General features: G+C 56.0%; 11 protein-coding genes and 1 tRNA gene. 8 read left to right on the top strand and 4 right to left on the bottom strand.

What is annotated here, in order from left to right:
- Positions 1-23: 23 nt before the first annotated feature.
- Complete coding sequence (locus tag ACJJIR_RS04415) at positions 24-1490, top strand: succinylglutamate desuccinylase/aspartoacylase family protein (protein WP_444907468.1); 1467 nt, start codon at positions 24-26, stop codon at positions 1488-1490.
- An 11-nt stretch (positions 1491-1501) separates the two neighbouring features.
- Here ACJJIR_RS04415 and ACJJIR_RS04410 read toward each other — a convergent pair whose 3' ends face one another.
- Genes ACJJIR_RS04410 through hemA form a run of 4 tightly spaced genes read right to left on the bottom strand, consistent with a single transcriptional unit; the run spans position 1502 to position 5677 of the window.
- Positions 1502-2401: a cation diffusion facilitator family transporter gene (locus tag ACJJIR_RS04410; protein WP_444892994.1), complete on the bottom strand. Its 900-nt coding sequence runs from the start codon at positions 2399-2401 to the stop codon at positions 1502-1504.
- Between the two features lie 42 nt (positions 2402-2443).
- The gene (gene prmC / locus ACJJIR_RS04405; protein WP_444907467.1) at positions 2444-3271 is read right to left on the bottom strand and encodes a peptide chain release factor N(5)-glutamine methyltransferase; all 828 of its coding nucleotides are present in this window, start codon (positions 3269-3271) and stop codon (positions 2444-2446) included.
- Positions 3272-3320: 49 nt separating this feature from the next.
- On the bottom strand, positions 3321-4403 hold the full coding sequence (gene prfA / locus ACJJIR_RS04400) for a peptide chain release factor 1 (protein ID WP_444907466.1): 1083 nt from the start codon (positions 4401-4403) through the stop codon (positions 3321-3323).
- Positions 4400-5677, bottom strand: a complete 1278-nt coding sequence (gene hemA, locus ACJJIR_RS04395) for a glutamyl-tRNA reductase (protein ID WP_444907465.1) — start codon at positions 5675-5677, stop codon at positions 4400-4402. The genes prfA and hemA overlap by 4 nt, the downstream gene beginning before the upstream one ends.
- 237 nt (positions 5678-5914) lie before the next feature.
- Between hemA and ACJJIR_RS04390 the strand changes: the two genes are divergently transcribed.
- The 7 genes from ACJJIR_RS04390 to pth all read left to right on the top strand — a co-directional run bounded on the left by ACJJIR_RS04390 (position 5915) and on the right by pth (position 12132).
- Positions 5915-7732, top strand: a complete 1818-nt coding sequence (locus ACJJIR_RS04390; protein WP_444907464.1) for a tetratricopeptide repeat protein — start codon at positions 5915-5917, stop codon at positions 7730-7732.
- Positions 7716-8357: a lipoprotein insertase outer membrane protein LolB gene (lolB, locus tag ACJJIR_RS04385; RefSeq protein WP_444907463.1), complete on the top strand. Its 642-nt coding sequence runs from the start codon at positions 7716-7718 to the stop codon at positions 8355-8357. Before ACJJIR_RS04390 ends, lolB begins: the two co-directional genes overlap by 17 nt.
- Positions 8358-8443: 86 nt before the next feature.
- A complete protein-coding gene (gene ispE, locus ACJJIR_RS04380; protein WP_444907462.1) occupies positions 8444-9349 on the top strand; it encodes a 4-(cytidine 5'-diphospho)-2-C-methyl-D-erythritol kinase in 906 nt (301 codons plus the stop codon).
- Between the two features lie 11 nt (positions 9350-9360).
- A tRNA-Gln gene (locus ACJJIR_RS04375) sits at positions 9361-9435 on the top strand.
- Between the two features lie 355 nt (positions 9436-9790).
- Positions 9791-10720: a ribose-phosphate pyrophosphokinase gene (locus ACJJIR_RS04370; protein WP_282934570.1), complete on the top strand. Its 930-nt coding sequence runs from the start codon at positions 9791-9793 to the stop codon at positions 10718-10720.
- Between the two features lie 189 nt (positions 10721-10909).
- A complete protein-coding gene (locus ACJJIR_RS04365; protein ID WP_282933942.1) occupies positions 10910-11530 on the top strand; it encodes a 50S ribosomal protein L25/general stress protein Ctc in 621 nt (206 codons plus the stop codon).
- A 5-nt stretch (positions 11531-11535) separates the two neighbouring features.
- Positions 11536-12132 carry an aminoacyl-tRNA hydrolase gene (gene pth / locus ACJJIR_RS04360; protein ID WP_444892988.1) on the top strand — a complete coding sequence of 199 codons (597 nt, stop codon included), beginning with the start codon at positions 11536-11538 and terminating at the stop codon, positions 12130-12132.
- Positions 12133-12324 lie beyond the last annotated feature (192 nt).

Genomic DNA, 12324 nt, shown 5'->3' with positions numbered 1-12324 from the left:
TACGAAGTTGACCGGAGTGCCGAATGATCCCGCGCCAATCCTCCCGAAGGACCCGACACCTGCTAAGCCTGGCTTTACTGCTTTCATCCACCCAGGCCCTGAGCGCCGATGACAGCACTGGCGAAGAGACAGAAGCAGTCCCCCAGGCTGCCAATATGCAGCTGGACCAACCGGTGATCACAGAGCTGGGGCCACCCACCAACGCTGCCCCTACTGAAGAGCAATCCCAGTCGGCAGATGCTGGTTCTGAAGAAATTTCCCTGCCCCAAGCGGAAAATCTGGAGCTGGACCAACCTATCCAGGAACTGGATAAACCGGCAGCCCCTACCGAAACCACTTCCACTGCCGATAAAGAAACTGAAATAGTTATACCTCAACCCGATTTACCGGAGCCCGGCACCATCTCCCTGGTTCCGGGAGAGACGGCCAAGCCTCTGCGATTATTAGGCTCAGAGGTTCCCCCCGCGACCTCTACGCGCCTGGCCTGGTCTCCCAGCCAACACTTCGAAGGGGTCTATAGCCCCACCGCTGTATTGGTGGTTAACGGCGCCAAGCCAGGGCCGGTTCTCTGCCTTACTGCGGCAGTGCACGGTGATGAGCTGAACGGTGTGGAAACCGTGCGGCGGGTTATGTACGACCTGGACGCAGACCATTTAAGCGGTGCGGTAATTGGCGTACCCATCGTCAATCTGCAAGGCTTCCATCGAGGCTCCCGCTACCTGACTGATCGACGCGACCTGAACCGGCACTTCCCCGGCGATCCCAATGGCTCTTCGGCCTCGCGAATTGCCAATTCATTTTTCCACGAAGTGATCAGCCACTGTAACGCCGTGGTGGACTTACATACGGGTTCTTTTTATCGCACCAACTTGCCACAGTTGCGCGGCGACTTAACCAATCCCAAGGTAGTGAAAATGACCCAGGGTTTTGGCTCCACTGTGGTGCTGCACAGCGCCGGAGCCAAGGGTACCCTGCGCCGCGCCGCTGTGGAGGCAGGTATCCCCACCGTCACTCTGGAAGCCGGAGCACCGATGGTGCTGGATGAGCTATCGGTAAGTCACAGTGTGAAAGGTATACGCACTCTGCTCAACCAGCTGGGTATGGTGAGTAAATTCCGCCTCTGGGGCGATCCCGAACCGGTTTACTACACCTCCACCTGGCAGCGGACATCGACTGGCGGGGTTATCTTTAGTGAAGTCCAGCTCGGCGAGTTTGTGCGTAAAGGCGACTTACTGGGAACAGTAACCAACCCTATTACCAATGTACGCACAGAAATTCGCTCCGAGCACAACGGCCGTATTCTCGGCATGGCATTAAACCAGGTCGTGCAACCGGGATTTGCCGCCTACCATATCGGCATCCAGGCTCCCCAGGAACAAATCAGCCAGCCCCAGGAAGTAGTAGCGGAAGAGTCGGTCGCTGACAAATCAGAGAGCAAAGTCCCGGCCACTCCAGAAAACCGCCAACCGCCGACAGAAGGTGAGGAGTAAATCCTCACCTGTTAATCACTGACTTTATCGATCACCGTCACTTCGGGCATTGCCAAAGGTTCCGGTTGAAGGGTGATATGGTCGATATCGAAGCGCTTGACCAGGGTTTCCCGCAAGCGCTCCAGTACGCTGGGCCAAGCCTGCAAGTCATCCACCACAATATGGGCCGACAGGGAAATAGTGCTGGAATCCAAGCGCCAAATATGGAGATCGTGCACAGAGCGCACCCCGGTTACCGCCGCCAGAGTCTCGCCCACAACCGGAAGGCTCAACTCCCTGGGCACCCGCTCCATCAATACATCGATTGCATCCCTGAGCAGTCGCACGCAGGAAACCAGGATTAACAGACAAATAAGCAGTGAAAGCAGGGGGTCGATGGGTACCCAACCGGTAAAATAAATCACAGCTCCGGAAGCCAGTGCTGCGACAGAGCCCAGCATATCGCCCATCACATGCAAAAGCGCACCGCGAATATTGAGCGTGCGCTCGCCTTTTAATAAAACCCAGGCCGCCAGAATATTAATCAGCAACCCCATGGCCGCAATCAACATCACCGTACTGCCGTGCACCGGCTGGGGATTGCGCAACCTATCAATAGCCATAAAAGAAATACCGACCACGATCAGTAGCATAATCAGGCCGTTGGTTACCGCAGCTAAGACCTCCGCTCGCCCCCAGCCAAACGACAATTCCCGATCAGCGGGTTTTTTCGCCAGTACTGCGGCAATAGCCCCCAGTGCCAAGGCAAAAGTATCGGTCAGCATATGGGCGGCATCACCGAGCAATGCCAGTGAGCCAGATAGCCAACCACCTATGGCTTCAACTATGGAAAAACTGAGAGTGAGAACCAGTGCAATAATTAATGGGCGCAAAGCCCCATTGCCGGTTCGGTGGTGGACATGATCATGCATAGGCTCCCTCCTCAAATCCCTGTGGCAGCTCCGCAGGTATAACTATTTTTGCCCTAAGGTAATTCGCTCCCAACCGGAATAATCCCTGCGACTTGAAACTTTATTCAATCCCGCCGCAGAAAAAATATCCCGCACGCTCTCAGCTTGCTGCCAACCGTGCTCCACCATTAGCCAGCCATCGTTTTCCAGGTAATCGCTAGCGGTTGTGGCGATATGCTCAATATCTGCCAAACCCTGTCGCTCCGCCACCAACGCAGTGCGGGGCTCAAAGCGCACATCGCCCTGCACCAAGTGCGGGTCAGATGCATCGATATAGGGAGGGTTGCTGACGATCAGGGAAAACAGCTGTGGCTCCAAACTGGAAAACCAATCGCTCTGGATAACTTGCACATTTTGCAGCTTGAGGGAGCGCCGGTTTTCCTCTGCCAGTGCTACCGCAGCGGGTGATTTCTCCGCTGCAATAATTTCCCATCCCGGTCGCTCCGACGCCAGAGCCAGTGCAATAGCACCAGTGCCAGTGCCCAGGTCCAATGCTCGCAACCTGCCCTGGGGGAAAAACTCCAGCGCCGTCTCCACCAATAATTCAGTGTCCGGGCGGGGGATCAGGGTGGAGGAATCCACCTTTAGCGGCAGGGACCAAAATTCGCGCTCACCGATAAGGTGTGCCACCGGCTCTCCCGCTTGCCGGCGCTGGAGCAACTGCTCATAGTGCACTTGCTCAGCTTCACTCAATTCGTATTCCGGCCAGGTATAGAGCCAGGTGCGCTCGCGCCCCAACACACTGCCGAGCAGAAGCTCTGCATCCAGGCGCGCGCTATCGCTATCGGTTAATTGGGCACAGCGTGCGATATTTTCCTTGACGCTGGTCATGGAGAAAAACCTATAAAAACGCCGCTCGAGGCGGCGTAAAAATCTGGATTTATTGGGCCAGGGCTGCCAACTGATCGGCCTGGTATTCCGTGCGCAATGGCCCGATCACCTCCCCCAGAGACCCCTGCATAATCTCATCGAGTTTATAGAGAGTGAGGCCGATACGGTGATCGGTAACCCGGCCCTGGGGATAGTTGTAGGTACGGATTCGCTCAGAGCGATCACCGCTGCCCACCAGGCTGCGGCGGGCATCGGAAATTTCCTGGGCCGCCGCCGTTTCCTGCGCAGTATTGAGCTTCGCTTGCAACAGTGCCATCGCCTTGGCTTTGTTTTTGTGCTGGGAGCGCTCGTCCTGACACTCCACCACAATCCCCGTGGGAATATGGGTTAAGCGCACAGCGGAATCAGTTTTGTTAACGTGCTGACCACCGGCACCGGATGCACGGTAGGTATCCACACGTAAATCCGCTTTATTAATTTCAATCGCATCGCGCTCATCCGGCTCCGGCATCACCGCGACCGTACAAGCCGAAGTGTGGATACGACCCTGGGATTCTGTTTCAGGAACCCTTTGTACCCGGTGCGCACCGGACTCAAATTTTAATTTTGCGTAGACATCTTCACCGGCGACGCGAGTGATAATCTCCTTGTAACCCCCATGCTCACCGAAATTTTCGCTGACAATTTCTATTCGCCATCCCTGCTTCTCCGCATAGCGAGAGTACATGCGGAACAGATCACCGGAGAAAATAGCTGCTTCATCACCACCGGTTCCTGCGCGAATTTCCAGAAAGACATTTTTTCTGTCGTTAGGATCGCGCGGCAACAGCAAAGTCTGTAGCTCTCGCTCCAGCGGCTCCACTTGACCTTCAGCCTCGCGCAGCTCTTCCTGAGCCATTTCGCGCATTTCCGGGTCATCTTCCTCCAGCATCTCCCGAGCCGCGACCATATCTTCCTGCAACTGTTTGTAAGCGCCGTAGCATTTAACCACTTCTTCCAGCTCAGAATACTCGCGGGAAAGATCGCGGAATTGATCCTGATCAGCAATTACGTTGGCGTCGCCCAACAGCGCAGATACTTCCTCGTGGCGCTCAAGCAAGGTTTCCAGTTTATTCAGTAACGATTCTTTCATTGATGCTTTTTCTCTAAATCGATATCGATGAGATCATCCAACCCAACGACCTCGCGAGCGATACGCAAACGCTCAATATCACCCTCCGCCGTGGCTTTTTTCAGACTGACGGTGGGTGCATGAATTAATTTATTGGTGAGAGAGCGAGCGAGCTGCTCCATCAGTCGACGAGGGTCCTCGCCTTTCTCCAGCTGCAAAAGTACCCGTTCAAGTTCGGAAGTGCTCACTTCCTGGGCTCGCTGCCGGTAACTGCGAATACTATCCACAGCCTCCAAAGAGCGGCTCTCTTTGGTAAATTCAGCCGCAGCAGCATTTACGATTTCCTGAGCGGCCTCCGCCGCTTTCTCACGGGAGCGCTTGCCCTCATCAATAACCCCGCGCAGATCGTCCACTGTATACAGATAAACATCATCCAGCTCGCCAACTTCCGATTCGATATCACGGGGTACCGCAATATCCACCATAAACATGGGGCTGTGCCGACGCTTGCGCAGCGCCGATTCGACCGCTCCCTTACCCAGGATCGGCAGCTGGCTCGCGGTGGAACTGATAACGATATCCGCACGCGCCAGATGCTCTGGGATATCCGCAAGCAGGATTGCCTCGGCACCAAAGCTCTCTGCGAGCAACTGGGCCCGGCTCAATGTGCGGTTGGCAACAATGACCTGCTTGATTCCCTGATCGAGCAAATGGCGGGCAACCAGCTCCACAGTCTCTCCCGCACCGATCAACAGGGCAGTCTGCTTTTTCAGGTCGGTGAAGATACGCGAAGCCAGAGAAACAGCAGCGTAGGCAACAGAAACCGGGTTTTCACCGATTGCAGTTTCGGTGCGAACCTTCTTGGCGACGGTAAACACCCGCTGGAAAACCCGGTGTAGTTCACTGCCCACACTGCCGGATTCCCGCGCCACCGCATAGGCGGACTTGATCTGGCCGAGGATCTGCGGCTCACCCAACACCAGGGAATCGAGACCACAGGCAACGCGCATCATATGGCGTACCGCTTCTTCATCGCTGTACACATAGGCACAGCCCTTGAGCTGCTCCAGGGGCACCTGGTGGTATTCAGACAGCCATTGCAACAGGGCTTCTGACTCCACATTTCCGTATATTTCGGTGCGATTGCAGGTAGACAGGATGGCCAGCTCGCGGCACCCCAGTGCTTTTCGCGCATCTCCCAGTGCGCCGGGCATCACCTCGGGGGCAAAGGCCACCCGCTCGCGCACTTCGACCGACGCGCTATCGTGGTTGATACCCAGGGTAAGAATTGGCATAGACTTCCGTTAGCATTAAATCTTAAAAGGCGGAAACCGCACTGGGAGCGCATTTTCATAGGCAGCCGCCTCCCTTGCAAGCGTATGAGGCAGTAAAATTGCCCGCCGATTTGGCAAGAGCCCCTGCCCACTACCGTTCCAAACCCGATTCACGACTAGAATTATATGGCGATAATCGTTTAAAACACGCCAGTAACACCCCGCTTTCAGCGACAACGTAACGTATGGACACGATCTATGCTCCCACCTCGCGCACATCAGCTTCCAGCCCGAATTTCCAGCCACCTGCTCAAGCTTGCCGCTTTCCTTGTAGCATCCGTAATACTTGTTTCTTGCACCCAGCACCAGACGCCGGCCACCCCCTCTACAGAAATCGCGAGCACAACACTGGAGCCGAGCAACCTTAAGGGTAAGGAAACCACTGAGTCAGAAGAGCCGGAAGCTAAAACCTTCCCAATTGATACCTTCTACACCCTTCTGGTGGCCGAAGTCGCCGGTATCCGCGAACAGTACGATGTCGCACTGGCCAATTACTACCACCAGGCGGAGGTTACCAAAGACCCCGGGGTCGCCGCCCGCGCTACACGCATTGCCCGCTTTTTAAATGCCCGCCAGGCCGCCTTGGATTCGGCCCGGCTATGGGTAGAGCTTGAGCCACAAAACGCCGATGCACAGCTGGCCCTCACAGCCGAGCTGACTTTGTCCGGCGACTTGCACACAGCCCTGATTCACGCCAGTAAAACCCTGGAACTCGGCGGCAACCCGCCCATGCAATCTCTCGCGGCAACCGCAATCGGGCACGAGCAACTCACGGAACAAGCCAAGCGGGAGTTTGCCCGGCTGGCAAAAGTCTACCCCCTCGATGACGAGGTCGTGCTCGCCTACGCCATGGTACTGCGCACCGAAAGAGAATTCGCCCGCGCCCTGTCCCTGGTGCGCCGCGTCCAAGAGCACCATCCAGACCAACTGGATGCACCACTGCTGGAAAGTCACCTGTTGGTTGATCAGGGCAAGCGCAAGGAAGCCATTTCCCTACTCGAACGACTCGTCGGCATCCATCCCTCCGAGAGTCGCTTGCGCCTTCAGTACGCCCGCCTGTTAATTCGGGAGGACCTGGCCCTGGCACGCAAGCAGTTTGCCGAACTGGTTAAGCAGCGCCCTGAAGATGGCAACCTGATTTTGTCGTTGGCCCTAATTCAGTACGAGACCGAGCAAACTGACGAGGCCAAAGTCCTCTTTACCCAACTACTTGAATTACAGCAGCACGAATCCGCTGCTTATTTTTACCTGGGCAGCATTGCAGAAAAATCTGGAGATTTTTCCAATGCAATTAAATATTTCCGCAAAGTGGGCCCCGGCAGTGATTACGTAGAAGCCATTACTCGCGGTACAGAATTGCTGTCGAGCCTCGGACAGTACAGCACTAACCGGGAATGGTTTGCTGAACTGAGAAAAAAACACCCCACTCAGGAAGAACATTTTTACTTGATGGAGGTCGAATTACTTCGCAAAAGTGGTGAAGCCAGTATGGCTTTGCAGCGAGTAGACGAGGCACTACAAACCAACAGCACCAGCGGTCGCTTGATGTACACCCGCGCGCTGCTGCATGACCAACTCGGCAACGCACAACAATTCGAAAAGGACTTGAGAAACCTGCTGGAAAGAAATCCCGATAACGCCACAGTTCTCAACGCGCTCGGCTATAAACTGATTGAAGACAAATCCCGGCACACAGAAGCCTACCAATTGATCAGCCGTGCTTTGGAACTCGAGCCGGAGGACCCGGCCATTATCGACAGCATGGGATGGATAGAATACCGTCTCGGCAATCACGAAGCTGCGGAAAAGTACCTGCGGCAAGCGATGGAAAAGTTACCCGATCACGAAATTGCCGCACACCTCGGCGAAGTGCTCTGGGTTCAGGGAAACAGAGAAGCCGCCATGGAAATGTGGAGAAAAGGTCTTCTGCTGAATCCCCACAGCAAAATTATTCCGGCTGCCATGAAGCGCCTACAAATCAAAGAGTCACTGGAACAACATGCATCAGATAGCTGACAAAACAACCGCGCGAAGATTCTATCTGTTATTGCTGGCATGCCTGGCAATAATGATTTCCGCCTGTGCCGGACAAAAAACCAAACAGGAACCGGAGCCAGGTTCCCCCACCGAAAATCCAGTACCTAAAACGGTAGCTGAATTTACCCAGTGGAATCTCAAGGGCAAGCTGGGGGTTCGCTCTCCCAAGGAAAATGGCAGTGCTAACCTGGCTTGGCTTCAGGGCGGCGCAGAGAATTTTCGCCTTCATCTCAGCGGTCCGCTCGGAGCCGGCACTACCGTCATCACCGGCTCAGCTGGTGGCGTCAGTTTGGTGCGCGGTAGCGAGCCACCAATTTATGCACGCAATGCGGCACAGCTGACCCAGGAAGCACTGGGCTGGCCCCTGCCCGCCCGGGAGATGTTCTACTGGGTGCGCGGTCTTCCCGCGCCCGGCGCCAAAAGTGGCGAGCAGCGCAACGCCCAGGGCCAGCTGCAAAGCCTGCAACAATCCGGCTGGGCCTTGAGTTTTAGTGAATATCGCAGCGAAGGCCCCTTTATCCTGCCAACCCGGATCAAAGCACAAACCAACAGCCCCGCTGGCCCGGTATCCGTCACCCTGGTGATTAAAGACTGGGGGTTGTAGAGAGTTTCACATAACTCTGCCAATGCCCAAATCGCAGCATGCAGGTATTATGGCGATCCTGTAATTGATTGACTCCTTTTTGCCTCATGCTGCTAACCCTGCCCGCTCCAGCAAAACTCAACCTGATTCTGCGCATTCTCGGCCGTCGCCCGGATGGCTATCACGAGTTACAAACCCTGTTCCAACTGCTCGATTTCGGCGACTTATTAGAATTCAGTGAGCGCAGCGACGGCATTGTCAGTGTCGATGCCGGCCAGCTGGATGTAGCTGAAGAGGACAACCTGGTTTATCGCGCAGCCCAATTACTGCGCAAACAAGCTGAGCCGGACCGACAAAATTCTCTCGGCGCCTCTATTCGGTTGATAAAGAAGTTACCTCACGGCGGCGGCATCGGTGGAGGCAGTAGCGATGCCGCCACCACTTTGCTCGGGCTCAACCACTTATGGCAGTGCAATTTATCGATCGATAAACTGGCGGAGCTGGGGCGGCAATTGGGTGCCGATATTCCAGTTTTTGTGCGGGGGCGCACCGCTTGGGCGGAAGGGGTTGGTGAAAAATTAACCCCAATAACCACCGAGCAACACCACTACCTGGTTGTCTCAACTGGTTGCGAAGTGAGCACTGCAAAAATTTTTCGCGATTCACGTTTGACAAGAGATTCAGTCGCAATTACATTAGCGGCCCTTCGCGAGGAGCAGGCCAACGAGATGCGACTCGGCAGCGAAAAACTGGAAACATTTTCCGGTAATGACTGCCAACCATTAGTTGAGAAGCTCTACCCTGAAATACGCGATGCCAGAGAATGGCTCGAGCAATTTGCTCCAGCACAACTCACCGGCACCGGGGGCTGCGTTTTTGCAGCATTCCCTACGGCAGAGGCGGCCACTGAGGCACACGCCAAACTGCCTGAAGCGTGGCAGGGTTTTACAGCAGCGGGTGTATTGGTTTCACCGACACATCAAGCGCTAGCGAAAATCTCCTCAGATTTTTGAGGAAACATTACTGGGGCGTAGCCAAGCGGTAAGGCAGCGGGTTTTGATCCCGTCATGCGAAGGTTCGAATCCTTCCGCCCCAGCCACTTTCTTTATATGCAATGGCACAGTCAAAAACCGGTTCCGACATGATTCAGTCTACGCTGATCCAGCCGGCCCAGGCCATTCGCACAGGGCTTTACAGAGCCACCCCCCAATTTTTAAAGAATCCTGAAGGCAGACTTGAGTGCAAGCGCCCGATGGTTGTGCGAGCACGCACCCATAGCAACCCGTTGAGCAAGGAAAAAAACTGTGGCCAAAACCCTGTTTTTATCCGCGCAACAGTGCGCCGCTCAACGCAAAAGTGTTGCAGCAAAAACCCTGACTGCTAGCAAATATGCAGGCATCTACACTTCAATTCACTTCAAGACAGAATTAAAGGAACTCGCAGTGGCTGACTTAATGGTCTTTACCGGCAACGCAAACCCGGAACTGGCACAGAAGGTTGTCGACCATATGGCGATCCCCCTGGGTGAAGCCACGGTCAAGCGCTTCTCCGACGGCGAGATTGCAGTAGAAATTACCGATAACGTACGCGGCCGCGACGTTTTCGTGGTGCAATCCACCTGCCAACCTACCAACCGCAACCTGATGGAACTGATCCTGCTGGTAGACGCCCTGCGCCGCGCCTCCGCCGGCCGCGTTACCGCAGTGGTCCCCTACTTTGGCTACGCCCGCCAGGATCGCCGCGTAAGATCCCAGCGCGTGCCGATTTCCGCAAAAGTGGTTGCCGATATGATGGTGAGCGTAGGTATCGACCGCGTACTGACTGTCGATCTGCACGCGGAACAGATCCAGGGTTTCTTCGACGTTCCTGTGGATAACGTTTACGGCTCCTCGGTCCTGCTCGACGATATCGAGCGCCAAAAATACCAGAACCTGGTGGTGGTATCCCCGGATATCGGCGGTGTTGTGCGCGCCCGCGCCGTGGCCAAGAGCCTCGACTGCGAACTGGCTATCATCGACAAGCGCCGCCCGGCCGCCAACGTTGCCGAAGTGATGAACATTATCGGTGAAGTCAGCGGCCGCACCTGCCTGCTGGTAGACGATATGGTCGACACCGCCGGCACCCTGTGTAACGCCGCCAACGCCCTGAAAGAGCACGGCGCCGAGAAAGTTGTCGCCTACTGTACCCACCCGGTACTGTCCGGCAACGCCATCACCAACCTGAACAACTCCGTTCTGGATGAGCTGGTGGTTACCGACTCCATCCCCCTGGGTGACAAAATGGAGAAGGCACCAAAAATTCGCCAGCTGACCCTGTCTGCAATGCTGGCCGAGTCCATGCGCCGTATCAGCAATGAGGAATCCCTGTCCGCAATGTTCCGCTAGGAGCTTGCCGGTCAAGGTATCCCCGCGCCCCGCATGCCGGGGCACTTTGCCTTTAGCGCTGATTCCCGTAGAATACGCGCCCGCCCGGCACTGCCGGGCGATTACTTTTGGGCCCAATGCCCATTTAACATCCATGCCAGAGCGGTCCGGTCGCAGGTCACTCTGGACAGACAACCCGAGGTTTACCCCATGTCTGATATTAAATTGAACGCCATTGCCCGCAGCGATGAAGGGAAAGGTGCGAGCCGCCGCCTGCGTCGCCTGGAAGGCCGTGTACCCGGCATCATCTACGGCGGTGAAGCAGAGCCTGCTTCTATCTCCGTACTGCACAAAGACCTGACCAAAGCTCTGGAAAACGAAGCTTTCTTCTCCTCCATGCTGACTGTTGACGTAGACGGCAAAGAAGAGAAAGTTATCCTGCGCGACCTGCAGCGTCACCCGGCTAAAGCCCTGCTGCTGCACATCGACTTCCAGCGCGTATCTGCCAACACCAAAGTACACGTTAAAGTACCTCTGCACTTCCTGAACGAAGACAGCAGCAAAGGTGTTAAGGCTGGCGGTATCGTTTCCCACACCCTGACCGAGCTGGAAGTTAACGCTCCTGCCGGCAAGCTGCCTGAGTTCATCGAAGTGGACCTGGCCGACCTGGAAATGGACGGCGTACTGCACATCTCCGACCTGAAACTGCCGGAAGGTGTTGAGTCTGTGGCACTGAGCCACGGTGCAGACCACGATCTGGTTGTAGCTTCTATCCACAAGCCTCGAGGCGCTGTGGAAGCTGAAGCCGAAGCTGGCGAAGGCGAAGAGTAATCGCCTTGGCTGCGGCACCGGATACTCCGATCCAGTTGATTGTCGGCCTGGGAAACCCCGGACCGGAATACGATCGGACGCGACACAACGCCGGTGCCGACTTTGTTGTCGAGCTGGCCCGCCAACAAGGCACCCAGCTCAGCCTCGACAGCAAATATCACGGCCTCACTGGCCGTGTGCGAGTCGGCAGCCAGGATATCCGGCTGCTGATTCCCACCACCTACATGAATCGCAGTGGCCAATCTGTCGGCCCACTGGCGAACTTCTTCAAGATTCCCCCGGAAGCCATTCTGGTCGCTCACGATGAGCTGGACCTGGCCCCCGGTATCGCGCGCCTGAAAGCCGGCGGCGGTCACGGCGGACACAACGGCCTGCGGGATATCATTGCCGCACTGGGCAACAACCGAAACTTTATGCGCCTGCGACTCGGCATTGGCCACCCCGGCAGCTCGAGCGAAGTGGCCCGGTTTGTACTCCAGCGAGCCCCCAGGGCGGAACAGGAAACACTGGCTGATGCGATCGATCGCTCGATCGACGTTCTGCCCACCGCCGCTTCCGGCGACTGGGGCGCAGCCATGAAAACGCTGCACACCAACAAATAGATCCCACCCGCCGGCTTGCCTTTTGCCGCGGAAATCTCGATAGTGTGCTGCGCTAAATTGCCGGTATTTTCCCGGCTGGCCCGGACCCTGTGGTGGCCGAGACACCCCGCCCATCCAAAATCCCGCCAGCGCAATCACTACCGGACCTCAAACGCAATTAGCAGAGCGCGCTGTATGCGCCTCGGGCAAACG

Source organism: Microbulbifer maximicatervae (SeqCode) (genome assembly GCF_052467385.1).
This window is presented reverse-complemented; position numbering and strand designations above follow the sequence as displayed.